A 25,058-nucleotide genomic window follows, 5' to 3' on the forward strand; every position below is an offset into this window, starting at 1 on the left:
GGGGCGCCGGCGGGACGCGGACAGCGAGTCGGCCGGTCGCGCACCCGAATACGACCGGGACGGCGATTCGGGTGCGACGGGGAGCGGGCACGGCGACGACACCGCGGGCGCCGTGCACCCCGGCGCGGCGGCCGAGCCGGGCGCGGTGCTCTACGAGTCGCCCGCCCCGCTCGCGGTGGACCTGCGCTCGGTGGACGATCGCGACAAGCCCAGTCGCACCGACACCCTCACCGCGCAGCTGTGCGATCTGATCGGCGGGCCGGTCGGCGATCACGCGGTGATCGGGCGGGTGCGGTTCTGGACGCCCATGCGGGTGCTGTTCGCGTTCACCCTGGTCTTCCTGGCGCTGAGCTGGTTCGGGAAGGCGGCCTGTATTCAGCAGGCGCCCGACGAGAACGGCGTGCTGGGGCTGGACTGGAACGACGGCCGCCAGTACGTGGCCATGTGCTACTCGGACACGGTGCCGCTGTACGGCGCCGAACGCCTGGATCAGGGCGCGTTCCCGTACAAGAAGCAGTGGATGGACTTCGGCGGCGACGGTATGCCGCAGGCCCGGTACATGGAGTACCCGGTGGTGTCGGGCCTGTACCAGTACACCGCCATGGGCATCGCGAAGGCGTGGAAGCAGTCCGCACTGCCGGGTGCGCTCGAGGTGGTCATCTACTTCAACGTGGTCGCTTTCGGCCTGGCCATCGCGTGGCTGGTGACCATCTGGGCCTCGGCGCTGCTGGCGGGCCGGCGGATCTGGGATGTGGCGCTGATGGCGCTCTCCCCGCTGGTGCTGGTGCACGCGTTCACCAATTTCGACACCCTGGCAACGGCTTTCGCGGCGGGCGGGCTGCTGGCCTGGTCGCGGCGGCGGCCGGTGCTGGCGGGCGTGCTGCTGGGGCTGGGCGGCGCCGCCAAGCTGTATCCGCTGCTGCTGCTCGGCCCGATCCTGGTGCTGTGCCTGCGCACCGCGCGCTTCGGCGACGACGACGATCCGCTGTGGGGCGGGCTGCGATCGCTGCGCGCGGCCGGTGCCGCGATCGCGGCCGCCGCGATCACCTGGCTGACCGTGAACGCGCCCATCGCCGTGCTGTATCCCCGAGGTTGGTGGGAGTTCTTCCGGCTCAACACCGAACGGCACGCGGATCCGGATTCGATCTACAACGTGATCAGCTCCTTCACCGGCTGGACGGGTTTCGACGGCGTGCTCGGTGCGCGCGAGACGCCGTCGGTGCTGAACGCGGTGTCGCTGCTGCTGTTCCTGGCGGTCTGCGCGGGCATCGGCTGGATCGGCCTGACCGCCGCGCGGCGACCGCGCCTGGCGCAGTTGGCCTTTCTGGTGGTGGCGGCATTCCTGCTCACCAACAAGGTGTGGAGCCCGCAGTATTCGCTGTGGCTGATCCCGCTCGCCGTGCTGGCGCTGCCGCAGCGCCGGGTGCTGCTGGCCTGGATGACGATCGACGCCCTGGTCTGGGCGCCGCGCATGTACTACTACCTGGGCACCGACAAGAAGGGGCTGCCCGAGCAGTGGTTCACCGGCACGGTCGCGATCCGCGACATCGCCGTGGTCATCCTGTGCGCCCTGGTGATTCGCCAGATCTATCACCCCGAGGAGGATCCGGTGCGCCGGGACGGGATGGACGATCCGATCGGCGGGGTGCTGAACCACGTACCCGATCCCGTCCACTCCCCGCTGCCCGCGCTGCTGCGGCCGCGGGCCGCCGCGCCGGCCACCTAGCGCCCGGTAGCGCGGAACCCGGGTACCGATACCCGCCGTTGTGGCCCGCCGAGTCGTGAAAAGCAAAGACCCCGTGCTTCTTTCGAGGCACGGGGTCTTTCGGTGTTCGGCGGGCCGAGGAGAGCTCAGCCCAGGAAACGCGCCAGCTGCGGCACCGCTTCGCCCGGATGCTTGGCTTGGAAGCCCTCGCCGAGGGCTTCCATCTTCCAGTCCGCGCCGTTGCCGTTGCGGTACACCTTGGCCATGACCATGGCGGTGAACGGCATGCCGCCGGCCAGGGTGTAGCGCGCCAGTTCGGCGTTGTTGCCGCCGTCGATCAAGCGGCAGAACGCGTTCGCCACCTGTTCGAAGGTGTGGCCCTTGTAGGAGGTGACCACGAACAGCAGCGAGGTGACGTGGGTGGGGATGCGGGTGAGATCGACCAGGATGACCTCGTCGTCGCCGGCGCCCTCGCCGGTGAGGTTGTCGCCCTGGTGGCGGATCGAGCCGTCCTTGGAGGCGAGGCTGCCGTAGTAGACGACATCGACCGGCGCGGTGTCGGCGAACATCACCACCGACGCGTCCAGATCGATGTCCACGGCCCGGTTTCCGAAGATGCCGCCGCGCTTGACCGGATCCCAGCCCAGGCCCATCTTCACGTAGGTCAGCGCCGCGCCGCCCTCCTTGCGGAGATTGACGCTCTGGCCCTTGACCAGGCTGACCGCGTGATCGCGCGGCAGGTCCTTGGACATCGAGGGCGCCTGCGCCGGAGCCGGCGGCGGAGCGTAGCCCCCGCCCGGCGGCGGGTAGCCGGGCGCGCCGCCGCCCGGGGGCGGGTAGCCGCCGGTCGGCGCGAATTGGTCTGCGGGCGGCGGATATCCACCGGACTGCCCGTGCTGATCCGCGGGCGGCGGATATCCACCGGACTGCCCGTACTGATCCGCGGGCGGCGGGTACCCGCCGGACTGCCCGTACTGGTCGGCCGGCGGCGGATATCCACCGGACGGGGCGTACTGCTCGGGTTGCGCCGGGGCCGCGGGCTGCTGCGGCGCGTTCACCTGGACGCCGTGATCGGTGACCAGCGCGGCGAATCCGCCGGCGTAGCCCTGTCCGACCGCGCGCACCTTCCACGCGCCCTGGCGGCGGTACACCTCGAGCGCGATGACGATGGATTCGGTGTTCAGGCCCTCGACCCGGTACTCGAACAGGGTGTTGCCCGCGCTGTCCGAGACCACGGCGACCGGGGCGGTGATGCGGCCGAAGTTGTTGCCCGGATCGTCCAGGGTGATGACCGCGCGGATCTGGGCGATGTCCGCGGGCACCGCGGCCAGGGAGATCATCAGGGCGGCGGGCTGCCCGCCGGGGCCGGGCTGCAGGTTCACCCCGGGGCCGCTGGGCTGATTGAAGAAGACGAAATCGGCGTCCGTGCGGACCTTTCCGCTTTCGGTGACCAGCAGTGCGGATAGGTCCGCGGGTGCGGCGATCTGTACGCTGATCACCACGTCGTTCGTATTCAAAGGGCCGTTCTGGCCCTTCACCAAAGCTGCAGACAAGATCGACCCTTCGCTTGCCGGTGCTGTCGCTGCCACTCTACGAGAAATCGGGCACCCCAGCCGCCGACATGATCGGTTAGGGTTACCGCACAGTTCGAGTACGGGGCATGGATGGCACAGCTTTTCGAGAAGTCAAAAAAGGTGATCGAGGCCCATCTCGCCGGGACGAGCATCCGGGCGATTTCGGGGTCCATGGTCGCCTATGAAGGCAACGTCCAGTTCAAGAGCGCCGGGTTCGGCGGCGGCGACGGCATTCTGGCCGGCATGAAGCGCCGCGCGACCGGCGAGCAACTCTCGCTCATGGAATGCACCGGCAACGGCCGGGTCTTCTTCGCGGTCAACGGTCAGCACGTCACCGTGGTGGATCTCAACAACGAGACCCTGCAGGTGGAGTCGCAGCAGTTGCTGGCATTCGCCGGGAACCTGCGCACCGACGTGTCGTTCGCGGGACTGCGCGGCGCGTCGACCGGCGCGGGCCTGTTCACCACCAAGGTGAGCGGGGTCGGGCAGGTGGCGCTGCTGTCGGCGGGCGGTCCGCTCATCCATCTGGAGGTGTCGCCGCAGTACCCGCTGGTGGTGGATCCGGATGCGTTCGTGGCGGCGCGCGGCAACCTGAATCAGTCGTTCGTGACCGATGTTTCGTGGCGCGGCGTCATGGGACAGGGCAGCGGCGAGGCGTTCTCGCTGCGCTGGGACGGGCAGGGCCTGGTGTTGATCCAGCCTGCCGAGCGGTGAGGGGCGCGCGATGTTCGAACAGGTGAACGCGAAGGTCGTCAAGGTCCACGTGGGCCAGGCCGGGGGCGTGGTCGCACGCACCGGGTCGATGCTCTTCTACACCGGTGATGTGTCCTTCTCCCCGCACCAGGTGCCCGGCGCGAGCGGCATGGGCGGGATGGGCGGAATCGCGGGCATGGCCGGTCGCATGATGGCCGGTGAGCACGAGCGCACCATGCTGGCCCAGGGCAACGGCGAGGTGCACTACGGTTTCGCGGGTCTCGAGACCCAGGTCGTGCACATGCAGCCGGGCGCGGTGCTGCGGGTGGAAGCCTCACGGCTGCTGGCCAATTCGGCCGGGCTGCAGACCTCGATCGTGTCGGTCGCCAGTTCCGGCGGCGGGGGCGGCGGCGGCGGGCGCGGCGGCGGCCTGATGGGCGCGATCCGCGGCGCGGCGGCCGGTGTGCTCACCGGCGCGGGCATGTTCACCACGCAGATCTCCGGTCAGGGCAGCGCGGTGCTGCTGGGCCACGGCGGCTTCATCGAGTTGCCCGTGGGCGGGCAGTACCCGGTGGTGGTCGATCCGCAGGCGTTCGTGGCGGCCTACGGCAATGTGCAGACCGAGTTGAAGTCGGCGCTGAGCTGGCGCGACGCGGTCGGCAAGGGGTCCGGCGAGGCCATGCAGTTGCATTGCGTCGGTCAGGGCGTGGTGTACGTGCAGGCGTCCGAACAGAAGTTGTGAGGTCTGAAGAGCCATGAGCCAGATCCTGAACCCGACGAATCTCGGTGACAGCGACAATATTCCGAACAACAGCTACGCGTACTGCATCGACCTGCGCAAGCCGTGGTTCATGCGCCGGGGCGCCATGATCGCCTACTACGGGCAGATGGAGTTCCGGGCGCTCACGCACGGTCTGCAGGGCGGGCTGCTGCACATGGTGTCGCAGCAGTTCTCGGCGCCGCTGTTCACCAGTGACTACGTGGTGGCCGAGGGCCACGGCAAGCTGATCATCGGTGACCGCGGCTACGACATCAACTCCTACGACCTCGACAACGGCAACCTCACGGTTCGTGCCGCGAATTTGCTGGCGTTCGAACCGGAGCTGTCGCTGAACCAGTCGATCGTGCCGGGCTTCCTCACGCTGATCGGCACCGGCAAGTTCCTCGCCTCTTCCAACGGGCCGGTCATGTTCGCCGAGCCGCCCCTGCGGGTGGACCCGGAATCGCTGGTCGGCTGGGCGGATTGCCCGTCTCCGAGTCATCACTACGACCAGCGCTGGGTGTCGAGTTTCCTGGCCGCCGGTGCGGCGCGATTCGGCGTGAATTCGGGCGAGGAGCGGCAGTTCGACTTCACCGGCGCGGGCACCGTGCTGATCCAGTCGAGCGAGAAGGTCATGGACGACTCGCATCTGGTGCGCTCGATCGAGGGCCAGTTGCAGAGCGGGGTCACCCCCGGCGGGCTGCAGCAGATCCAGAGCACGATCATGGCGCAGCTGGGACAGCAGCAGGGGTACTGAGCACCCACACTCGACAGGGCACGCCAGATGTTTGCTGCCATTGCGCCGGTCCGTCACTCGCGCATGGCAGTATCGGTTTCGTGAGCGACGGAGAGGTCGATCCCGGACAAGCGCACGAACAGTATCTGCGTGCCTTCCGGCACTCCGCCGTGTCCCGCGCCCAGCTGGAGGACCTGCTCGACGCGGTGAACGCCTTCCTCGACACCATCACCCCCGGCGAGGGCGAGTACGTGCCCGAGGGCGGGTGGGCGCCGGAGTCCACGGCCATGGCCTTCCAGATCGGCCGGGCCGTGGAGCAGGTGCTGGGCGAGCGCGCGGAGGCCGAGAGAGAGCTGGTGCACCGCCGCGACATTCGCGATCGGCTGGTGGTGGCCCTGGACGCGGTGCTCGACTGCCTCCGCACCCTGCCCACCCTGGCCGAATCCGAGATCGCGCTCGGCACAACGGCTGTCAACGAGGGCTTCCAGGTGTTCGACGACGGCAGCGTGCGCACCACGGTGACGCAGGAGTTCGACGCGGACCTGGGGGCGCTGGAACGCCGGCGCGCCGAACTCGACGATCAGATGACCGCGGCGGTGGCGCGGCGCACCGGGCTCATCGACGACACGGCCGATCTGGTCCGCGATCGGCTGGGGGTGGCCGACGTGGGCATTCCGTGGGTGATCCTGGAGGCCACGCGCGGGGGGCTGGACGTGTCCGAACCCTTCGAATTCGCCGCGCATCACCTGCCCGACTGCGAGCTGCGGGATCTGATGGTGCAGCTGGTGACCGATATCGAACTGGCTCGGTCGCTGGAAGAGGATCTGGCGCCCGAGCGGGCGGACTAGCGTCCGGCGGCTCCCGGGCCGACTGCGGACCGCCGCGCCCGCCGGCCGGATATAGCCCGAAACGCCCATCCCGGACGAGGCCGGGTGCGAGTCTGGCTGCAGTGGATTCGAACCGTCCCCGCGGAGGGAGTAGTCGGTGAAGAAGCTCATCAACGATCCGGCCGAGGTGGTCGACGCGGCGCTCGCCGGCATGGCCGCGGCCCATCCCGACCTGCGGGTCGACGCGAAGCAGCGGGTGGTGGCGCGCGCCGACGCGCCGGTGCCGGGCAAGGTCGGGCTGGTGTCCGGCGGCGGGTCGGGGCACGAACCGCTGCACGCGGGCTTCGTCGGGCCGGGCATGCTCGACGCCGCCTGCGCCGGGGAGATCTTCACCTCGCCGGTGCCCGATCAGATCCTGGCCGCCACCGCCGCCGCGGACGGGGGCGCGGGGGTGCTGCACATCGTCAAGAACTACACCGGCGACGTCATGAACTTCGAGATGGCCGCCGAACTCGCGGCCGCCGAGACCGGCATCGAGGTGCTGGCGGTGGTGGTGAACGACGATGTGGCGGTGCAGGACAGCCTCTACACCGCCGGGCGGCGCGGGGTGGGGGCCACGGTGGTGCTGGAGAAGATCGCCGGGGCGGCCGCCGAACAGCGCCGCACCCTGGCCGAGGTGGCCGGGATCGCGACCCGGGTCAGCGCGGATTCACGCAGCATGGGCGTGGCCCTGACCTCGTGCACGGTGCCCGCGGTCGGCAGGCCCACCTTCGAATTGGGCCCGGACGACATGGAATTGGGCATCGGGATACACGGCGAGCCGGGGCGGCAGCGGCTGCCCCTGGCTCCCGCGCACGAGGTGGCGGGGCTGCTGGTGGAACCGCTGCTGGCGGATCTGCCGTTCCGGCGCGGTGATCGCGTGCTGTGCCTGCTCAACGGGATGGGCGGGACGCCGCTGCTGGAGCTGTATCTGATGTTCGACGAGGTGTCCCGCATCCTGCGCGGGCACGGGATCGAGATCGCGCGCTCGCTGGTGGGTTCGTACATCACCTCCCTGGACATGGCGGGCTGCTCGGTCACCCTGACCAGGCTCGACGACGAGCTGACGGCGCTGTGGGACTATCCCGTACGCACTCCCGCGCTGCGCTGGGGCATGTGATGGCGGTCGACGCGACGGTCTGGGTGCACGAGTTCGCCCGCCTGGTGCTGGCGCACGAGGCGGAACTGACCGACCTCGACGCCGCGATCGGGGACGCCGACCACGGAACGAATCTGCGGCGCGGATTGGCGGCCGCGGTGGCCGAACTGGACAAGTCCACCCCCGGCACGGCCGCAGGGGTCTATCGGCACACGGCCATGACTCTGATCCGCGCGGTGGGCGGAGCGGCCGGGCCGCTGTACGGCACCTTCTTCCTGCGCCTCGGTGCGGCGGTTCCGGACGACGACGCCTTGTCCCGTACAACGGGTTTCGAACCCGCGGGCGTGACATCCGGTGTCGCGGGGTCCGGGGGCACGGCCGGGTTCGCGCGCGCGTTCCGGGCCGGGGTCGAGGGGGTGATCGCTCGGGGGAAGGCCGCGGCCGGGGACAAGACCATGCTCGACGCGCTGCTGCCCGCCGCCGCCGCGCTGGACGAACTGGCCGCGGCAGGCGCGACCGAGGCCGAAGCTCTCGCCGCCGCGACGGAAGCGGCCGAATCGGGCTGCGCGGCGACCATTCCCATGGTCGCGCGGAGAGGCCGGGCGTCTTATCTGGGCGAACGCAGTGCGGGACACCAGGATCCGGGCGCGACGAGCGCCGTGCTGTTGGTGCGGGCGGCCCGTGGGGCGGTGCGATGACCGGCGGGCCGGGGGCGGGCGTGCCGCGGCACGCCGTCGCGATCGGTACGGCGGCGTGGGCCCGGCGCGGGGCGGGGCGATGATCGGGCTGGTGGTGGTCTCGCACAGCCGGGCGCTGGCCCGGGCCGCGGTGGAGCTGGCGGTCGGACTGCTGCCCGCGCAGTCGATTCGGATCGAGATGGCGGCCGGGTCGTACGGGAACGAGCTGGGTACCGACGCCGAGTCGGTCGCCCAGGCCATCGCCGCCGCGGACTCCGGGGACGGGGTGCTGGTGCTGATGGATCTGGGCAGCGCGGTGCTGTCCGCCGACACCGCCCTGGAACTGCTCGAGCCCACGATCAGCGTGCGCCTCTCCGCCGCACCGCTGGTCGAGGGCCTGGTCGCGGCACTGGCCACCGCGAGCGGCGGTGCGTCCCTGGACGAAGTCGCGGCGGCGGCCGATCAGGCCTTGGACGCCAAGCGCATTCAGCTCACGGACACCGGCGGCACGGCCGGGCGGGGCGACGCCGGGTCGCGCGATCACTCGGCCACGACCGAAACACTCAGCACCGCAACTGTTTCAGCGGCCACCACCGCGGCCTGCACCGTGGCGACCGACATGGACGGGACAGCGGTTCAGGCGCAGGCCGCCGCGGTCTTCGACGTCACCGGCACACACGGCCTGCACGCGCGCCCCGCCGCCGAACTCGTTGCCGCCCTGCGGACCCTGGACGCCGTCGTGCGCCTGAGCAACGCCACCACCGGCGCGGGCCCGGTCCCCGCCACCAGCCTCACCTCCCTGTTGACCCTCGACGTGCGCGCGGGCCACCGCCTCGAGGTGACCGCGACCGGCCCCGCCGCCATGACCGCCGTCGACCGGGTCCGCGCCATCGCCACCCGCCCGTAGCCCCCGGCCCCACACCCACGCGCGCGGGCCCGTTTCGGGCGTTGCGCTGCGCCGCCTTTCGCATCCGGGCGAACGGGGGCAGGATCGGGGTATGAGTTTGCAGCAGAAAGCCGCGACGTTTCTCGAACTTCACAAGCCGGGGGATCCGGCGATTCTGCCGACGGTGTGGGACGCCTGGTCGGCGAAGCTGGTGCAGGAGGCCGGTTTCGGCGGGCTGACCGTCGGCAGTCATCCGCTGGCGGATTCGCTGGGCAAGCAGGATCAGGAGGGGATGGCGTTCAGCGACGTGACCGGGCGGATCCGGGAGATCACCGCCGCGGTCGAACTGCCGGTGTCGGTGGACATCGAGTCCGGGTACGGACTGAAAGCGGACGAGCTGGTGAACGGGCTGCTGGAGGCGGGCGCGATCGGGCTCAACATCGAGGACACCGTGCACGGCGAAGGCGGGCGGCTGCGCACGCCCCAGGAGCACGCCGACCTGGTGGGCGAACTGCGCCGGGCCGCCGAATCCGCCGGGGTGCACCTGGTCATCAACGCCCGCACCGACGTGTTCATGCGACCCGACACCGGCACCCCGGAGGAGCGGTTCGCGGCCGCGATCGAGCGGATGACGCTCGCCGCCGCCGCGGGGGCCGATGTGCTGTACCCGGTCGGCTTCCACGAGCCCGACGTGCAGCGCCGGCTGTGCGAGGAGCTGCCGCTGCCGGTCAACGCCATCGGCATGCCGGACAAGGGCGATCGCGCGCACTTCGCCGAATTGGGTGTGGCCCGGGTCAGTTTCGGGCCGTTCCTGCAGCGGTCGCTGACCGCCGCGGCCACGAGCCTGCTCGGGCGCTGGGGCTGAGCGACCCGGCGCGCGCCGGGGTGGGTGGCCGTGCACCGGGCACATGACCGACGATGGGGTCATGTCGTTGAGCACCGCCGAAGCCGATCTGTTCGAGAGCAGCCGGGGCCGCCTCGAGGCGATCGCCTACCGGCTGCTCGGCTCGGCGGGTGATGCCGAGGACGCGGTGCAGGACACCTATCTGCGCTGGCACGCGGCCGATCGGAGCTGGATCGAGACGCCCGAGGCGTGGCTGACCAAGGTGCTCACGAACATCTGCCTCAATCAGCTCACCTCGGCGCGGGCCCGGCGCGAGACCTATGTCGGGCAGTGGCTGCCCGAGCCGGTGCTGGCCGGGGACCGCATGCTCGGTCCCGCCGACACCGCCGAACAGCGGGAGTCGGTGTCGCTGGCGATGCTCGCGGTCATGGAACGGCTCTCCCCCAACGAGCGCGTGGTGTACGTGCTGCGCGAGGCGTTCGGATATTCGCATCGCGAGATCGCCGAGTTGCTCGACCTGACCGAATCCCATTGCCAGCAGCTCTATCGCCGCGCCAAACAGCACGCGGCCTCCGATCGCGCCCGCACCGAGGTCGACGCCGCGGCGGCCCGCCGGGTCATCGAGGAATTCCTGGCCGCGGCCCTGAGCGGGAACACCGAACCGCTGGTGCGGCTGCTCGCCGCGGACGCGATCAGTGTCGCGGACGGTGGCAGCGCGGTCGCCGCGCGCCGGACCCCGGTGCTCGGGGCGGACGCCATCGCGCGCTACATCAGCCACCTGTTCCGGCCCACGACCGCCAAACGCGCCTACGCCGGGGCCACCCCGTACTTCTACGCCGTGGTGGTCAACGGCGCTCCGGCGCTGCTGGTCGAGGCGGGCGGCAGGGTGTACGGGCTGATCACCCTGGAAACGAACGGGGCCGAGGTGACCGGCATTCAGATCCAGGTCAACCCGGACAAACTCGGCCGCGTGGCGCGGCGGTGGGCGGCCGCGCAGGCCCGCCCGGCCGCCATCGGGAACTGGTGACCCGGATCACATCGGATTCTTGTCAGGGATCCCGGGGCTGTCCGGTTCAGGAGGTGAGCACAACAGCGAAGGAGCTCACCATGAAGCACCGCATCGTCGTCCTGGGCGCCGGATACGCCGGAGCCATCACCGCCGGCCGCCTGGCCAAGCGCCTGCATCGCGACGACGTCGAGATCACCCTGGTCAACGCCGACGCCGACTTCGTGGAGCGGGTGCGGATGCACCAGCTCGCCACCGGTCAGGAACTGCGAAACCGCCCGCTGCGTACGATCTTCGAGGGCACCGGCGTGCACGTGCGCCGGGCCCGGGTCACCGCGGTCGACGCCGAGCGCAAGACCGTCGCCGTCACCGATGAGCGGGGCGGGGCAACCCTGGACTACGACACCCTGGTCTACGCCCTCGGCAGCGCCGTCGCCGACTTCGGCGTCCCCGGCGTGGCCGAATACGCCCACAACGTGGCCGGAAAGCACGCGGCGCTGCGGGTTCGGGACCGCCTGGCCGAGCTGGGCACGGGCGCGCGGGTGCTGGTCGTCGGCGGCGGCCTGACCGCCATCGAGGCCGCCACCGAAATCGCCGAGGCCCGGCCGGATCTCACGGTCGCCATGGTCGCGCGCGGCGGCGTCGGCGACTGGCTGGACGAGAAGGCCCAGCGGCATCTGCGCACCGCGTTCGACCGGTTCGGCATCACCCTGCACGAGGGCGTCGCCGTCACCGCGGTCCAGGCGGACGGGGTCACCACCGGCGCCGGCGGCCACCTCCCCGCCGAGATGACCATCTGGACAGCGGGTTTCGCCGTACACCCCATTGCGGCCGCCACCACCCTCGAGGTGTCCGAGAGCGGGCAGATCGTCGTCGACGGCACCATGCGCTCGGTGTCGCACCCGGACGTGTACGCGGTCGGGGATGCCGCGCGCGCCATCGCGATCGGCGGCAAGGCGCTCCGGATGGGTTGCGCCACGGCCTCACCCATGGCCTGGCAGGGCGCGGACGCGCTCGCCGCGCGACTGACCGGGCGCCCGGTGCCCGAGGCGCCGATCGGCTACCGCAGCCAGTGCATCAGCCTGGGCCGCCGCGATGCCGTCGTGCAGGAGGTGACGCCGGAGGACGAGCCGAAGACCAAGGTGGTCACGGGCCGTATGGGCGCGCGGATCAAGGAGCTGATCTGCACGGGCGCGGCGTGGAGCGTGCGGCATCCCACGCTGATGGCGCCGAGCCGCCGCCGGCGGATCGTGGTCACCGCCGCGGCACCCGCACCGGCCGCCGGGTGATGCGGGCACAGTCGAATCTCGACGTGCGGCGGCGACTTTCCGCCGGTCGCCGCCTTCGCACTCGTCGACCGACCGTCGAACTCGGCCCGGTCGCCCGGGATCCCGGGCGACCGGCTCGCAGTGCTCCCTCGTTCGCGCGCACGCGCGACGCGGAGTGAGTGCGTCGGCGGATCGAGTCCGGGCCGGTACTCCTCGCAGGCCCGCGCATGACCGGTCCAACACGGGCGCGATGTCGATCAGGCGCTCGGAGAGGGCCGATCGATACCCGGCGTTCCACGCCCGGCCGCGCCGGACGCCGAGTTCGCCTGTCGCTCAGGCGGCCTCGGGCGCGGCCGCCAGGAACCAGTCCAGGATCTCCTCGCCCGCGCGGATGCCGGCGGCGTGGGTGACGGTCAGGTTCGGGTGGGTGAACTCCAGCAGTTCCAGTTCGCCGTGGCGGGGGCGGATGGCCGAGTCGGCCGATCGCAGCATTTCCGCGTCCAGTGCGCCGTCACCGGCGGCCAGGGTCAGCGCGCCCGGATCCAGTTCGCCCGAATCGATCAGGCGGCGGCGCACCTCGGCGACCGCGCGGCTCTTGCAGACCGCGATCGGCATCGTATAGATCTTGCGGCCCTGCTGGGAGGCGGACCAGCCGCGCGGGCGGCACCAGGCGTCCCATTCGGCCAGGAAGTCCGCGGGCAGGGTGGCCACGTCCACCACCAGGTAGTTGAACAGGTGGTCCGCGACGCGGAACTTCTTGACGAAGGAATCGGAAATGCGGGACCGCAGTTCGGCATTGACCTGCGAGAGGGTGGCGCTGGTGGCGCGCACCTCGGCGTCGATGTCTATCCGCCAGCGCATGTCGGGGATGCCGTTGTGCAGGATGTTGCCCCCGTTGGTGGTGATGGCGTAGCGCCAGGGGGCGCCGGGTAGTCGAATCCGGTTGAACTGCTTGATGGTCCGGGTGGTGGTGGGGATGACCGCCGCCGGCGCGGTCAGCATGCGCATGCGGTCGGCGGCGTCGGTGGTCATGTAGGACAGCGGCGCGCCCTCGAGGTGTTCCACGCACACCGTGGTCAGCCCGGGGTCCGCGCCGAAGGCGTTGCGGGAGTAGATCATGGTGCGATCGAGGTCGGTCGCGATGAGCGTGGTTCGACGCGATAGTCGTCTTCGGTCCACCATTTACTTCTTCACATCCTTGATCAAACCCATGCACGCATAGGCCAGGTCCGGAACCACCTCGACGGGAACATCGCGAGCGGTGGCGAGCATGCGGATATGGGCGTGCTCGGGAGCGTCGGCCTCGCGGACCAGCACCCGCCACGGTACCCGGCGCAGCAGCACCCGGGTCGTCTCGCCCACACCGGGCTTCACGAAATTGACGCTGGAGATGCCGTACGCCGCGCGCACCTGCTCCACCGAGGCCCACCCGGCCCAGGTCGGGCTGCGGTCGGCCGCGCGCAGCTCGGCGACCTGCGCGGCGACCCGGGGATGGATCGTGTCGAAGGCGGCGGTGACCGCCTCCAGCAGCTTGCCCGAGACATCGTCGGCGGCGAGTTCGGCGTAGAACTTCGCGCCGTGGAAATCGCCCGGCCCGATCAGGGTGTCGTTGAGCACGGTGCGCGACACCAGGCCCGAGACCGTGGAATTGAGGCAGGCCGAGGCGATCAGGAAGTCGTCGCGGGTGCCGTAGGTGCGCACGCACGCGCCGGGATCGGCGAGCACGGCCAGGTCCGGGTCGAAGCGCGCGCCACCGGCGGCGGCGTAGGCGTCCAGGGCGTCGGCGAGCTCGTGGGTGATCGCGCCCTTGCCGGTCCAGCCGTCCACGAAGACGATGTCGGCGGGATCGTGATGCGCGGCAAGGTAATCCAGTGCCACCGCGTCGATGCCGCGGTCGCGCACGATGGAGACCGCGTAGTGCGGCACGTCCAGGCTCGGCGTCCGCCGGGCCAGCCAGCGCCGCATGAGCACGCCGATCGGGGTGCCCGCGCGCGCCAGCGACACCAGCACCACGTTGTCACCGCGCTCGGCGACCACCAGTTCGGCGACGGTCGCCACCGCGAGGGCCAGCCGCTCGGCGCTCTCGGCGAGCACCTTGTCGAACAGTTCGCGATAGGCCGCGTCGGGCTGGTACTCCACGGGCAGCGATTCGGCGTAGTGCGCCTCACCCGCCTGGATCCGGCTCTCCCGTTCGGCCACATCGGCTTCCAGGTCCACCGCGGACAGATCCTTGAGCAGCCAGACGACCTCGTCCGGCGCGTAGGACCCGAACTCGGGTCCGCGCAGCGGTTCGGGCAGGGCGCGGGCGGATGTCGGGGTGGAATCGGAGTCCGGTGCGGTCATCAGGTTCTGTCTATTCTCCGGTCGGCGAATCGAATTCGGGTGCGGCGGGGGACGTGGTGCGGGCGGCGGCGAGGGCGCGGGGATCGGCGGCGGGCAGCACCGCCACCACGACATCGGCGCCCGAGGCGGTCAGCACGTCGATGAGTCCGCCGCCGGAGTACAGGCGGTCGGTGTCGCCCGGTTCGTCGACCACGACCAGCAGGATCGGGTCGGCCGCGGCCGGTTCGGGCCACCGCGCGTTGTAGACGAAGCGCGGCACGTCGTCGGGTTCGGGTGCGGTGAAGCGGAACCCGCGGCGCAGCGGGTAACCCGGCTCGTCCAGCACGTAGGCCGGTGAGCGGGTGGTGGTCTGGTAGCGGGTGGGCACGCCGCTGTCGGCGAGCGCGGCCGCCAGGCGCAGCGGCAGATACATGAACTCCTCGTGCCCGAGCACGATGACCGGGCGCGGGCTGCCGCCCCGCCCGGGGTCCACGCTCGCCCACGCGAGGGCGTCCAGTTCGCGCCAGAGGGTGGCGGCGGTCGCGGCCAGCGCGGCGTCGAACGCGGGCGTGTCCGAGTCCAGGATGCCGTGCCGTCCGCCTTCGGGAACGTCGGCGGGCCAGGGCAGTTCGATGCGGGCGACGTGGCCGGGGACCTCGGCGACCGGATTCAGTTCCGGCGCGGGCAGCGCGGCCACCGACTCCACCAGACGGTCGGGCAGCAGGGTCTCCCCCGACGCGAGGCAGACGGTGTCGATCCGCGCGCCGAGCTCGGCGGCGGCCTTCTCGAAGGCGGCCCTGTCGTCCTCGGTGCGCATGTCCACCAGCGAGGCCAGCACGTAGTGCGTGCGCGGGGTGAACTCGTGCAGCGAGCGGATCGCGTCCAGCGCGGTCGCGCCGGTGGAGATCTCGTCGTCGACCAGCACCATGGGCAGGCTGTTCAGGAAGATCTCGGCGGGCGCGGGCTGCAGCAGGTGCGAGGTGGCGTGCGAGTGCCCCTCCTCGAATCCGGTGAGGGTCTGCGCGGTGGGGACGTCGCGGCGGGTGGAGTGCAGGTAGCAGGCCGCGCCGATGCGGGCGGCGACGCCGTGCCCGAGGCCGGTCGCGGTCTCGGCGAAGCCCAGCACCACGGCCGCGGTCGGGGTCGAATCGAGCTGTGCGGCAGCCGGTTCGGCGGCCGCCCCGGTTCTCGCGGAGCGGGCCGCAGCGGCGACCGCGGCATCGGGGGCCGGGCCGGTGTCGGTCCCGACGGCCGGGCCGGGGGCGGCGGCGGTCGGGGCGAGCACCTCGAGCACCAGATCGCCCAGGCTGTTCGCGGCGGCGATCACCCGGTGCGGGTCGGTGGGCAGGTGTTTGCCGAGCACGGTCGAGATCAGCAGGTGCGCGCGACGCGGATTGTTGTGTCTGAGACCGGGTTCGATGAGGTCCGGGACCAACCAGTCGACCCCCTCGTGCGCGGGGTCCGCGGGCGTGGCGCTCTCGCCGTGCCGCACGCCGAGGCCGAGTTCGCGGGTGGCCCAGGGCAGTTCGCCGATCGTCTCGCTCGCGCCGGTCACGAGGCGACCAGCGCCTTGAGCAGATCCACGAAGGACACTCCCTTGTTGGTGACGCCGAATACCCGTGCGCGCAGCAGGGTTTGGTGCGCCCAGCTGCGGTGCGGGCGCATCTCGTTCATCTTGTTGCGGTACTCCGAGGCGGCCACGCCGCCCCCGTCCTCGCGCAGGATGTCCAGGGCGTCGGAGTACTCCTCGTGCGTCACCACCGACAGCGCGTGCACCACGGCCACGTGCGAGGGATGGATGACGGTCTTGCCCTGGATGCCGTTGGCGCGGTCGAGCGCGATCTCGCGCAGCAGGCCGTCCAGGTCCCGGCTGACCAGGTACTGCCGGAACGGCACCGCGTCGTGCTCGAGGAACGGCGAGGTGCGCAGCTGCGGCCGGAACATGCGCTCGTGGTCGGCGAAGTACTCCCACACCGGCCCGGTGATGATGAAGCCGGTGCCGTCGGTGCGGCCCAGGTAGTTCACGATGTCGGCGATGACGTCGGCGACCACGCGCACGTCGTAGATGGTCAGGTCGCGGTCGCGCCGGATGCCGAAGGTGGAGCACATGTCGGTGGCCCCGATGCGCACCGCGAGCACCTGATCGCGGTGCTCGGTGAGCAGGTCCCGGATGCGGTGCAGTTCGCTGTCGCGGGTCTGGCGATGTACCAGCGCCGGGGACTCGAGCACCGGCATGCCGAACAGGGTGCGGCCCAGGCGCTGCGAGGCCGCGGCCAGCGCGTCGAGGTATTCACCGCCGCTGCCGCTGTCGAACTTGGGGAAGACGAAGCCGGTGAGCACCCGCGCGCCCGTGCCGAGCCGGTCCACGATCTCACCGATCGAGGCCGCGTCGCGGACGCGCACGAACAGCAGCGGGTACATGTCGGTGCCCGCGCCGAGCTCGTTGAGCGTGGCCGCGGCCTGGCCCTTGGCGAACTCGAGCTCGTGATCGGCGACCGCGTCCTCGAGGTCGATGACCATCGAGCAGACCCCGCCCTGGGCGCGCCGCACGATGGTGGCGGTCAGATCGGCACGGGTGGCGGGGACGTACAGGGTCGCGCCCAGCGCCATGGCCAGGGTGTCGCGGTCGGCGCAGTCGCCGAAGGGCTCGGGCAGGCGGTGGAACAGCAGGCGAAGCTCGGGTCCGGGAACCTGGCGGAAGTGCCGCATCGGCTGCCGCTTGTGCAGTGAGACGGGGGCGACTTCCGGATAGGTGGTGATGGTCGCGGTCATCGTGCCCCGTTCCTCCTTCTGGTCGGTCGGTCTATTTCTCGGTGTTTCTCATTCGATCCACCACCCCGGCGATGAACGCGGTAATGGCTTCCAGCTCGGTTACGTATGCCCAGTAATCGGGATGCCGACCCACCAAACCGGAGGAAACTCGTTCCAACCGGTCGGACTGGGCATCCAGCACCGACCCCCACTCGGCGACCAGACCCTGGTTCACCGCCAGCATCTGCGCGTCGCGCAGCTTGAACCGTACGGCTTTGGCTTGGTCCTGCGGGTTCGCACGGACCTCTCGCAGCAGGGCGAGCCGGTCGGTGACGGCGTCGGCCTGTTCCTCTGCCGAGGCCAGATGTCCGCGGGCTGAAGTGGTCAGATCAAGTGTTTGCTCCGGGTCGTCCTGCTGCAGCGTGGCCCGTGCCCGGGTCAGTTCCGCGGCTGCGGCTTCGATCTCTCGGTGGGCTTCCCGTTCATTGTTGGCCAAATCCGCCGAACTCGCAGCGTTGAACTCCCGGAGCAGGGCGGACAGGGCCGGCGGCACCCGTTCGACCCGGTGCCGCGCGGCCGACAATCGGGTGCCCGCCGAGGCGAGCGCGGTGGTCGCCGAATGCTGTTTGCCCGGTGCGTCTTCCAGTGCCCTTGACAGCCCCCGGGTCCGCCCCTCGAGGTTGCTCGCGGCCTCGCGCACCACCCCCGCCCCGGCCCTCGCCACCGCCGCCTCGAGTGTGACGAGACCCTCATCCACAGCCCGCGCGCACTGGCGCACGGAAGGGTATCCCGCGTACGCGGACGCGTCGGCCGCCTGCCGCGCGCTCACCGCCGCAGCACGCACCTGGGCAACCAATTGCGGAACCGTCCCGTACACCGCCACGGCGTGCTCGAGATGGGCCTGCTCACCGCGATAGAAATCGTCCACCCCGCGCGCGGCGTCGCCCAGCCGCCGGATGGACGCGTCGATCTCCTGCTGCGGCACCGTGCCGCCGGTGCGTTCGGCCTGGTCCAGCCGCTCGGTCAGGGCCAGATAGACCCCCGCGGCGTCATAGCAGCGCGCCCGGATCGGCTCCCAGCGCGCACTCATCCCGCGTTCGGGGAAGACCTGCGCCGACGCCGCCACGGCCGCCTCGGCGATGCTCTGCCTGCGGTCCATGTCCAGGAAGGCCGCCGTGAGCGTCTGCCTGGCCTGCTGCACCCATTCGTCGTTGCGGGCTGATCTCTGCCCGCCGAACCATCCCCGCCTACGGCCTGCCACGCCCCGATGGTAGGCAACTGTTCACATCGGCGGCGACTATGACGATCAACGCAGGTGACATGTCGCGAGACAGGGTTGTGCCGGGGGATGTCCTCGTCTTGTTCCTGCACAACACCACGGGAAACCACTAGGGTCTAGCTAGCGGACCCGGCAATTCGGACATGCCGCGATACGACAACGCTAAAACGCTTTCCAACGGAAGGGATTCCCCGCATGGGTGTCAGTTTGTCCAAGGGCGGAAATGTCTCGCTGACCAAGCAGGCGCCGAACCTGACCGCCGTGTCGGTCGGCCTGGGCTGGGATCTGCGGACCACCACCGGGACCGACTTCGACCTGGATGCGAGCGCCATCGCGACCGGCGCCGACAAGAAGGTCGTGTCCGACAAGCACTTCGTCTTCTTCAACAACCTCTCCTCGCCCGAGGGCGCCATCGTGCACGCCGGCGACAACCGCACCGGCGAGGGCGAAGGCGACGACGAGGTCATCAACATCGACCTCGCCGCCACGCCCCCGACCATCGAGTCGATCTTCTTCCCCGTCTCCATCTACGAGGCGGACCAGCGCAGCCAGAGCTTCGGCCAGGTGCGCAACGCGTACATCCGCGTCGTGGACCGCGCCAACGGCACCGAACTCGCCCGCTACGACCTGAGCGAGGACGCCTCCACCGAAACCGCCATGGTCTTCGGCGAGCTCTACCGCAACGGCGCCGAGTGGAAGTTCCGCGCCATCGGCCAGGGCTACGCCTCCGGCCTGGCCGGCATCGCCCGCGACTACGGCGTCACGGTCTGAGGCGAATAATCCGTCGCGCCAGGGGGGCTCGGGCGCATGAGCCTCCCGCGTGCGAGCATTCAGCGGTGTGCGGCCAAGCGCCCGCTCAGTAAAACAGCTCCACCCGAACGCATCCGGCTCACGAAAGGCCCACTCCAGTGTTGCGTATTTTCGGCCTCTCCCTCGTCATCACGGTGGTCTCCCTTGTGGTGGCATTCGTGTATGGCGGACCGACAGCACTGGCACTGTGCGCCATCCTGGGCATCCTCGAGGTGTCGCTGTCGTTCGATAACGCGGTCATCAATGCCACCGTCCTGCAACGGATGAGCGAGTTCTGGCAGAAGATCTTCCTTACCATCGGCGTCCTGATCGCCGTCTTCGGTATGCGCCTGGTCTTCCCGCTCGCCATCGTGTGGATCACCGCCGGCCTGAACCCCAAGGAAGCCCTCGACCTGGCACTCAACGTGCCCACCGACGGCAGCCCCACCTACGAATCCCTGCTCACCGCGGCGCATCCGCAGATCGCCTCCTTCGGCGGCGCGTTCCTGCTGATGCTGTTCCTGAACTTCATCCTCGAAGAGCGCGAGATCACCTGGCTCGGCTGGCTCGAGCGCCCGCTGGCCAAGCTCGGCAAGCTGGACATGCTCGCCGTCGTGCTGACCCTGGTCACGATCCTGCTCACCGCCGAATACATCGCCGACGACGACCACCGCTCCACCGTGCTGTTCGCCGGCGTGCTCGGCCTGGTCGTCTACGTCGTCGTCGACGGCCTCGGCTCGATGTTCCACACCGAGGAGCTGGCCGAGGAAGCCGAAGAAGCGGCCGCGAAGTCCGGCGGGCCTTCGGAATTGGCGAAGGCCACCGGCAAGGCGGGCTTCTTCCTGTTCCTCTACCTCGAGGTCCTGGACGCGTCCTTCTCCTTCGACGGTGTCATCGGCGCGTTCGCCATCACCTCGGACCCGATCATCATCGCCCTGGGCCTGGGCCTGATCGGCGCCATGTTCGTGCGTTCCATCACCGTGTACCTGGTCCGCAAGGGCACCCTCGCGGAGTACGTGTACCTCGAGCACGGCGCGCACTGGGCCATCGGCGCCCTGGCCGCCATCCTGTTCATCTCGATCGGCGTGCACGTCAACGAGCTGATCACCGGCCTGATCGGCATCGCCTTCATCGGCGCGGCCTTCATCACCAGCATCATGCGCAATCGCCGCGAGGACGGCGACGAGGTGGATGCGGTGAACGACAAGGAAGTCACCCCGGTCGGCTGATCGCCCGAACGCCCCTACCCGCGCCCGTCACGCGAATTCGCGTGGCGGGCGCGGTCGTTCGCACACGTGCGCCCGGCAGCTCACAGCATGCGCCGCGGCACCCGCATGTGCTTGGCCCGATACACCGACACCCGTGACCACACCGCCTGCTGCAGCGCCAGCGTCAGCCAGCCCGCCAGCGCCATCCCCGAGATGTTCAGCAGCAACTGCGCCACACTCCCCCAGATCGTGGAACCGTCGCCGAACGCGACACCCAGCGCGATATTGCCCGCCGCCGGCACCGTGGTCACCGAGATGAAAACCCCGGCCAGGCCCAGGGATTTGGCCGAGGTGATCGCCAGCACGCCCGCCGCGCCCGCGATCACCGCCACGATGAACGACCATTTGTCCGGCGTGTAGATGAACGCCGTGCCCGGCCGCGAGCCGACCACATCGTCCAGCGTGATCCACCCCAGCCCGCGACCCAGCAGCGTCAGCAGGATCGTCACCGCTATCGCCGCCGCGAAACCTGCCACCAGGGTGCGAATCGCCAACCGCAGCAACACGAATCGCCTGCGCACCAGACCGACGCCCAGCGCCGCCACCGCACCGAACTCCGGCCCGAGCACCATCGCGCCCACCATCAGGATCTGCGAATCGGTGATGATGGCGATGCTCGCGATGACCGTGGCCAAGGTCATGAAACTCAGGAAGGTCCAGTTCAGCTCGGACTCCTCGTACGACCGCTGCGTCACCTCCGCCCACACCACCGCGTCCGCGCTACTGCCCGGTGTGCGCAACTCCGCATCGAAAGCGCTCCGCGAGAGCCAGGTTCCGACGGCATCCATCTCGATGCTGCCGACCTGGTGCACCCGCAGCTCGCGCAGGCGCTGCACCACATCGTTGGCCGCCTCGCGCGCCACCTGGGCCATGATCAGATCACCCCGCGGGCGCACGGCCGCGCCCCGGAAGACCGCGAGACCGGTCACCGCCTCATCGCTCTCGAGTACCGCGAGAATATCGGCGGTCAAGGAGTCGGGCGCCATGGTCCGCAGGTGCAGCATCGTCACAGTGTGCCCCGCCGGGCTCCCCGTCGACGACGTACACCCGAACGGGCATGTCGCGGTACGAATCAGAAGCGGGCCGGCGCGGGCTCACGCAGTTCGAACGCCTCGACCCGGCCCCGAACACCCAGCGGCCCACGCTCTTTCGCCCACACGAACATGAAGAAGAACACCACCAGCAGCGCCGCCCGCCCCCAGACGCCGAACTGCACCACGTTCTCCATCACCTGGGCCGAACGCCCCGAGCCCAGCGCGTAGAAATACCGGAACACCCCGATGCCGATCGCCGCGTCCGCGAGCAGATACCCGGCGATCAGGCCCCACGGGACCTCCAGCAGCACCAGGAACGGAATCAGCCACAGCGTGTACTGCGGTGAATGGACCTTGTGCAGCAGCAGGAATCCGCACAGCATCGCGCCGCTGACCCCGATCCACGGATACCAGCCGTTGAGCAGATACCGACGCCAGCCGAGCCACGCCGCCAGCGCGAACGCGGCCAGCACCAGCACCGGCGAGGCCACCGACACCACATCCTGGAACGTGGACTCGGAGTCGGCGGCGGTGCCGAACAACGGCCGCAGACCCCAGTACCAGATCGAATTGGTGGTGATATCGGCCTGGCGCAACTGCTGGAACGTGATCGAGGCCCGCCAGCCCTCGTACCCGGCCAGCGCGAACGGCAGATTGACCGCCACCACCGTGCCGATCGCCGCACCCGCCACCGCGAACGCCCCCCGCACATCGAAAGGCCGTGCGGCGCGTGGATTCTCCCCCGGCGCGGGCTCACCCACCAGCACGTACAGCAGCAGCGGCAGCACGAAGATGCCCGGATACAACTTCAGGCAGAAGCCGATCCCGAGCAGCACCGCGGCGATGACGCCGCGCGTGCGCAGCGAATACCGGGTCATGGTCGCGACCACGTACACCGCCGCGACCGCCGTGCACACCACCGGCAGCTCCCAGTTGTGGAAGGCGTACAGCACCAGCGGCGGACCCGCCGCCCACAGCAGCGCCGCGCGCCCGGCCAGGCGCACCAGCAGATACGCCGTCAGCAGCGCGAACGGCGCGAGCAACAGCGCCGAATTGCGCAGGAACACCGCGTCGTCGCCGGCGCCCAGCGCGCCCAGCCACATGAACACACCGCTCAGCACCGGGTACTCCACGGCGCCGCCGGTCAGGACGCCGTCCGGGGTGATGCCGCCGGACAGATACGGGAACACGTGCAGATCGATGTCGCGGCCCAGCCACAGGAACTGGATGTCGGAATAGCAGACGTCCGAATCCTTGACGCTGTCGAAAATGGTGCTGCGGCCCGCGCCGTCGAAAGGCGCGGCGGCACAACGGGCCTTGTTCAGATAGCCGAGCAACAGGGTGAACGCGCAGGCCAGCAGCGTCCACAGCATCAGCGGCGTGCCCGCCGCGCCGGGTCCGCCCGCACGGCGGCCGGCGACCGGCGCACCGGCGACGGGTCGGTTCGACATGGCCCCCACCCTAAGCCGCTTCGGCCGGTCACGACCGGGTCAGCTCGAGCCGGAGCCCGATTTCGCAGCTCAGATCGGGTTCATGTAGCCTTGCCGGGTTGCTGACGCAACGAACCCTCCTGCCATGGATCGTCCATGGCCGTCTTACAGTCCACAGGAGGTGATGAGGTCCGTGCGTCATTATGAAGTGATGGTTATTCTCGATCCGAGTCAGGACGAGCGCACCGTTGGCCCGAATCTGAACACCATGCTCGGCGTGGTCGGCACAGAGGGCGGCAAGGTCGACAACGTCGACATCTGGGGAAAGCGCCGTCTCGCCTACGAGATCAACAAGCAGGCCGAAGGCATTTACGCCATCGTCAAGCTGACCGCCGAACCGGCCACCGTCAGCGAGCTCGATCGCCAGCTGGGCCTGAACGAGTCGGTGCTGCGCACCAAGGTGCTGCGGCTCGGCAAGAAGTAGGTCCTGTCCTCCCGCATGTGCGCTCGTAAACGGTCGGTGCCTATCTCTAGGCTGACCGCAACAGGCGAGTGCACTGCGGACTGCACCGGATAGCAGGAGGAACCATGGCAGCAGGCGACACGGTCATCACCGTCATCGGAAACTTGACGGCTGACCCCGAGCTTCGATTCACGCCCGCGGGTGCGGCAGTCGCGAACTTCACGGTCGCGTCGACTCCCCGTGTGTTCGACCGTAATACCAATGAATGGAAAGACGGCGAAGCGCTTTTCATGCGCTGCAACATCTGGCGCGAAGCTGCGGAGAATGTCGCCGAGAGCCTGACCCGTGGCTCTCGAGTGATCGTGAGCGGACGACTCAAGCAGCGCTCCTACGAAACCCGCGAGGGTGAGAAGCGCACGGTCGTCGAGCTCGAGGTCGAAGAGGTCGGCCCGTCCCTGAAGTACGCGACCGCGAAGATCGCCAAGACCACCCGTGGCGGTGGCGGAGGCGGCGGAGGTTTCTCCGGCGGTGGCAATCAGGGTGGCGGTGGCGGCCAGGGCCAGGGTGGTTACTCCGGCGGTGGCAGTGGCAGTGGCGGAGGTCGTGGCGCCCAGAGTGGCGGCGACGACCCGTGGGGCAGTGCGCCCGCGGCCGGCTCCTTCGGGGGCGGGCAGCAGATGGACGATGAACCGCCGTTCTAGAACGGCCCGCGTAGGGAGTTGAGCTCGACCGAGCCCTCCCCAAAAGTACGGAGAAAGACAAATGGGCAAAGCACCGGCACGCGAGAAGGTGCTGAAGAAGAAGGCTTGCGCATTCTGCAAGGAAGCTAAGTCCGGCACCGTCAACATCGACTACAAGGACACCGCGCTGCTGCGCAAGTACGTGTCCGATCGCGGCAAGATCCGCGCTCGTCGTGTGACCGGCAACTGCGTGCAGCACCAGCGCGACGTTGCCGTGGCCGTCAAGAACTCCCGTGAGGTCGCACTGCTGCCTTACGTGTCCACCGCTCGCTGAGAAGGGAAACCACAGCAATGAAGTTGATTCTGACTGCTGATGTGGATCACCTCGGTGCGCCTGGCGACACCGTGGAGGTCAAGGACGGTTACGGCCGTAACTTCCTGCTGCCCCGTGGCCTGGCGATCGTCGCCACCCGCGGCGCCGAGAAGCAGGTTGCCGGCATCCGTCGTGCCCAGGACGCGCGCAAGGTGCGCGACCTGGATCACGCCAACGAGCTGAAGCAGGCCATCGAGGGCCTGACCGGTGTGGCGCTGTCGGTCAAGACCGCCGGCACCGGCAAGCTGTTCGGTTCGGTCACCGCCGCCGACGTCGCCGCCGCCATCAAGGTCGCGGGCGGCCCGGTCGTCGACAAGCGCAGCATCGAGCTGCCGAAGGCTCACATCAAGAGCACCGGCAAGCACGGCGTCAAGGTGCACCTGCACCCGGACGTGGCTGCCAAGTTCGACCTGCAGGTCAACGCCGCCGAATAAGTTCGGCGCTGTCGGAGGCCATCCCTGCGGGATGGCCTCCGATTCTGTTTGTCCCGGACCCGGTCCGGTGTGCGCGCGATGTTCGGCGCGGGCTGTGGAGTAATCGGGATACCGACCGGCC

25 protein-coding genes are annotated in these 25,058 nt (G+C 69.8%); 17 read left to right on the forward strand and 8 right to left on the reverse strand.

Features of this window, described 5'->3' with window-relative positions:
- Positions 1–145 precede the first annotated feature (145 nt).
- On the forward strand, positions 146–1,726 hold the full coding sequence (locus tag ACFVBH_RS32125; protein WP_379007835.1) for a glycosyltransferase family 87 protein: 1,581 nt from the start codon (positions 146–148) through the stop codon (positions 1,724–1,726).
- Positions 1,727–1,851: 125 nt separating this feature from the next.
- On the opposite strand, the gene ACFVBH_RS32130 is transcribed toward ACFVBH_RS32125, so the two are convergent.
- A complete protein-coding gene (locus tag ACFVBH_RS32130) occupies positions 1,852–3,258 on the reverse strand; it encodes a TerD family protein (protein ID WP_379007445.1) in 1,407 nt (468 codons plus the stop codon).
- Between the two features lie 111 nt (positions 3,259–3,369).
- Here ACFVBH_RS32130 and ACFVBH_RS32135 point away from each other — a divergent pair, with 111 nt between their 5' ends.
- The 10 genes from ACFVBH_RS32135 to ACFVBH_RS32180 all read left to right on the forward strand — a co-directional run bounded on the left by ACFVBH_RS32135 (position 3,370) and on the right by ACFVBH_RS32180 (position 12,135).
- Positions 3,370–3,993, forward strand: coding sequence for an AIM24 family protein (locus tag ACFVBH_RS32135; protein WP_354984930.1), 624 nt, complete (start codon positions 3,370–3,372; stop codon positions 3,991–3,993).
- Between the two features lie 10 nt (positions 3,994–4,003).
- Complete coding sequence (locus tag ACFVBH_RS32140) at positions 4,004–4,714, forward strand: AIM24 family protein (protein WP_354984931.1); 711 nt, start codon at positions 4,004–4,006, stop codon at positions 4,712–4,714.
- Positions 4,715–4,727: 13 nt separating this feature from the next.
- Entirely contained in the window at positions 4,728–5,489 is a 762-nt protein-coding gene (locus ACFVBH_RS32145; RefSeq protein WP_354984932.1) for an AIM24 family protein, read from the forward strand.
- An 80-nt stretch (positions 5,490–5,569) separates the two neighbouring features.
- Complete coding sequence (locus ACFVBH_RS32150) at positions 5,570–6,316, forward strand: hypothetical protein (RefSeq protein ID WP_354984933.1); 747 nt, start codon at positions 5,570–5,572, stop codon at positions 6,314–6,316.
- Positions 6,317–6,452: 136 nt separating this feature from the next.
- Positions 6,453–7,454: a dihydroxyacetone kinase subunit DhaK gene (dhaK, locus tag ACFVBH_RS32155; protein WP_379007449.1), complete on the forward strand. Its 1,002-nt coding sequence runs from the start codon at positions 6,453–6,455 to the stop codon at positions 7,452–7,454.
- Entirely contained in the window at positions 7,454–8,131 is a 678-nt protein-coding gene (locus ACFVBH_RS32160; protein ID WP_379007451.1) for a DAK2 domain-containing protein, read from the forward strand. The genes dhaK and ACFVBH_RS32160 overlap by 1 nt, the downstream gene beginning before the upstream one ends.
- 79 nt (positions 8,132–8,210) lie before the next feature.
- Positions 8,211–9,017 carry a dihydroxyacetone kinase phosphoryl donor subunit DhaM gene (dhaM, locus tag ACFVBH_RS32165; RefSeq protein ID WP_379007455.1) on the forward strand — a complete coding sequence of 269 codons (807 nt, stop codon included), beginning with the start codon at positions 8,211–8,213 and terminating at the stop codon, positions 9,015–9,017.
- Between the two features lie 91 nt (positions 9,018–9,108).
- A complete protein-coding gene (locus tag ACFVBH_RS32170) occupies positions 9,109–9,861 on the forward strand; it encodes an isocitrate lyase/phosphoenolpyruvate mutase family protein (protein ID WP_354984937.1) in 753 nt (250 codons plus the stop codon).
- A gap of 61 nt (positions 9,862–9,922) precedes the next feature.
- Positions 9,923–10,867: an RNA polymerase sigma factor SigJ gene (gene sigJ / locus ACFVBH_RS32175; RefSeq protein ID WP_379007459.1), complete on the forward strand. Its 945-nt coding sequence runs from the start codon at positions 9,923–9,925 to the stop codon at positions 10,865–10,867.
- A gap of 53 nt (positions 10,868–10,920) precedes the next feature.
- Positions 10,921–12,135: an NAD(P)/FAD-dependent oxidoreductase gene (locus ACFVBH_RS32180; protein ID WP_379007462.1), complete on the forward strand. Its 1,215-nt coding sequence runs from the start codon at positions 10,921–10,923 to the stop codon at positions 12,133–12,135.
- 312 nt (positions 12,136–12,447) lie between these two features.
- On the opposite strand, the gene ACFVBH_RS32185 is transcribed toward ACFVBH_RS32180, so the two are convergent.
- From ACFVBH_RS32185 to ACFVBH_RS32205, 5 genes are all read right to left on the reverse strand, one after another.
- On the reverse strand, positions 12,448–13,296 hold the full coding sequence (locus tag ACFVBH_RS32185) for an HAD family hydrolase (RefSeq protein ID WP_354984940.1): 849 nt from the start codon (positions 13,294–13,296) through the stop codon (positions 12,448–12,450).
- Positions 13,297–14,412: a cysteine protease StiP family protein gene (locus tag ACFVBH_RS32190; RefSeq protein ID WP_379007838.1), complete on the reverse strand. Its 1,116-nt coding sequence runs from the start codon at positions 14,410–14,412 to the stop codon at positions 13,297–13,299.
- Positions 14,413–14,467: 55 nt separating this feature from the next.
- Entirely contained in the window at positions 14,468–15,991 is a 1,524-nt protein-coding gene (locus tag ACFVBH_RS32195; protein ID WP_379007466.1) for a phosphoribosyltransferase family protein, read from the reverse strand.
- On the reverse strand, positions 15,988–17,145 hold the full coding sequence (locus ACFVBH_RS32200) for an HpcH/HpaI aldolase/citrate lyase family protein (RefSeq protein WP_379007840.1): 1,158 nt from the start codon (positions 17,143–17,145) through the stop codon (positions 15,988–15,990). The genes ACFVBH_RS32195 and ACFVBH_RS32200 overlap by 4 nt, the downstream gene beginning before the upstream one ends.
- Positions 17,146–17,239: 94 nt before the next feature.
- Entirely contained in the window at positions 17,240–18,448 is a 1,209-nt protein-coding gene (locus ACFVBH_RS32205; RefSeq protein WP_379007469.1) for a hypothetical protein, read from the reverse strand.
- A gap of 213 nt (positions 18,449–18,661) precedes the next feature.
- On the opposite strand from ACFVBH_RS32205, the gene ACFVBH_RS32210 reads away from it, so the two are divergent.
- Complete coding sequence (locus ACFVBH_RS32210; RefSeq protein WP_354984943.1) at positions 18,662–19,237, forward strand: TerD family protein; 576 nt, start codon at positions 18,662–18,664, stop codon at positions 19,235–19,237.
- A gap of 137 nt (positions 19,238–19,374) precedes the next feature.
- On the forward strand, positions 19,375–20,484 hold the full coding sequence (locus ACFVBH_RS32215; RefSeq protein ID WP_354984944.1) for a DUF475 domain-containing protein: 1,110 nt from the start codon (positions 19,375–19,377) through the stop codon (positions 20,482–20,484).
- Positions 20,485–20,564: 80 nt separating this feature from the next.
- Here ACFVBH_RS32215 and ACFVBH_RS32220 read toward each other — a convergent pair whose 3' ends face one another.
- Together ACFVBH_RS32220 and ACFVBH_RS32225 are read right to left on the reverse strand one after the other, a co-directional pair.
- Complete coding sequence (locus tag ACFVBH_RS32220) at positions 20,565–21,527, reverse strand: DUF389 domain-containing protein (RefSeq protein ID WP_379007472.1); 963 nt, start codon at positions 21,525–21,527, stop codon at positions 20,565–20,567.
- 68 nt (positions 21,528–21,595) lie between these two features.
- Complete coding sequence (locus tag ACFVBH_RS32225; RefSeq protein WP_379007842.1) at positions 21,596–22,930, reverse strand: hypothetical protein; 1,335 nt, start codon at positions 22,928–22,930, stop codon at positions 21,596–21,598.
- A 250-nt stretch (positions 22,931–23,180) separates the two neighbouring features.
- Here ACFVBH_RS32225 and rpsF point away from each other — a divergent pair, with 250 nt between their 5' ends.
- From rpsF to rplI, 4 genes are all read left to right on the forward strand, one after another.
- Complete coding sequence (gene rpsF / locus ACFVBH_RS32230; RefSeq protein ID WP_354984946.1) at positions 23,181–23,471, forward strand: 30S ribosomal protein S6; 291 nt, start codon at positions 23,181–23,183, stop codon at positions 23,469–23,471.
- Positions 23,472–23,575: 104 nt separating this feature from the next.
- On the forward strand, positions 23,576–24,151 hold the full coding sequence (locus tag ACFVBH_RS32235) for a single-stranded DNA-binding protein (RefSeq protein ID WP_354984947.1): 576 nt from the start codon (positions 23,576–23,578) through the stop codon (positions 24,149–24,151).
- Between the two features lie 61 nt (positions 24,152–24,212).
- Positions 24,213–24,464, forward strand: a complete 252-nt coding sequence (rpsR, locus tag ACFVBH_RS32240; RefSeq protein WP_354984948.1) for a 30S ribosomal protein S18 — start codon at positions 24,213–24,215, stop codon at positions 24,462–24,464.
- Positions 24,465–24,481: 17 nt separating this feature from the next.
- A complete protein-coding gene (rplI, locus tag ACFVBH_RS32245; protein WP_354984949.1) occupies positions 24,482–24,937 on the forward strand; it encodes a 50S ribosomal protein L9 in 456 nt (151 codons plus the stop codon).
- The last annotated feature ends 121 nt before the right edge of the window (positions 24,938–25,058 follow it).

The sequence above is a fragment of the Nocardia sp. NPDC057668 genome (genome assembly GCF_042799795.1).
In the GTDB taxonomy this organism is placed as follows: Bacteria; Actinomycetota; Actinomycetes; order Mycobacteriales; family Mycobacteriaceae; genus Nocardia.

Excerpts from the sequence above, each read along its gene's own strand:
- ACFVBH_RS32185 (WP_354984940.1), bottom strand. The coding sequence starts at position 13,296 with ATGGTGGACCGAAGACGACTATCGCGTCGAACCACGCTCATCGCGACC.
- ACFVBH_RS32225 (WP_379007842.1), bottom strand. The coding sequence starts at position 22,930 with ATGCTGTGGACGCTGCTGGCCTGCGCGTTCACCCTGTTGCTCGGCTAT.
- sigJ (WP_379007459.1), top strand. The coding sequence starts at position 9,923 with ATGTCGTTGAGCACCGCCGAAGCCGATCTGTTCGAGAGCAGCCGGGGC.
- ACFVBH_RS32135 (WP_354984930.1), top strand. The coding sequence starts at position 3,370 with ATGGCACAGCTTTTCGAGAAGTCAAAAAAGGTGATCGAGGCCCATCTC.
- ACFVBH_RS32200 (WP_379007840.1), bottom strand. The coding sequence starts at position 17,145 with ATGCGGCACTTCCGCCAGGTTCCCGGACCCGAGCTTCGCCTGCTGTTC.
- rplI (WP_354984949.1), top strand. The coding sequence starts at position 24,482 with ATGAAGTTGATTCTGACTGCTGATGTGGATCACCTCGGTGCGCCTGGC.
- ACFVBH_RS32145 (WP_354984932.1), top strand. The coding sequence starts at position 4,728 with ATGAGCCAGATCCTGAACCCGACGAATCTCGGTGACAGCGACAATATT.
- ACFVBH_RS32140 (WP_354984931.1), top strand. The coding sequence starts at position 4,004 with ATGTTCGAACAGGTGAACGCGAAGGTCGTCAAGGTCCACGTGGGCCAG.
- rpsR (WP_354984948.1), top strand. The coding sequence starts at position 24,213 with ATGGGCAAAGCACCGGCACGCGAGAAGGTGCTGAAGAAGAAGGCTTGC.
- ACFVBH_RS32235 (WP_354984947.1), top strand. The coding sequence starts at position 23,576 with ATGGCAGCAGGCGACACGGTCATCACCGTCATCGGAAACTTGACGGCT.
- ACFVBH_RS32170 (WP_354984937.1), top strand. The coding sequence starts at position 9,109 with ATGAGTTTGCAGCAGAAAGCCGCGACGTTTCTCGAACTTCACAAGCCG.
- ACFVBH_RS32160 (WP_379007451.1), top strand. The coding sequence starts at position 7,454 with ATGGCGGTCGACGCGACGGTCTGGGTGCACGAGTTCGCCCGCCTGGTG.
- ACFVBH_RS32210 (WP_354984943.1), top strand. The coding sequence starts at position 18,662 with ATGGGTGTCAGTTTGTCCAAGGGCGGAAATGTCTCGCTGACCAAGCAG.
- ACFVBH_RS32220 (WP_379007472.1), bottom strand. The coding sequence starts at position 21,527 with ATGCTGCACCTGCGGACCATGGCGCCCGACTCCTTGACCGCCGATATT.
- dhaM (WP_379007455.1), top strand. The coding sequence starts at position 8,211 with ATGATCGGGCTGGTGGTGGTCTCGCACAGCCGGGCGCTGGCCCGGGCC.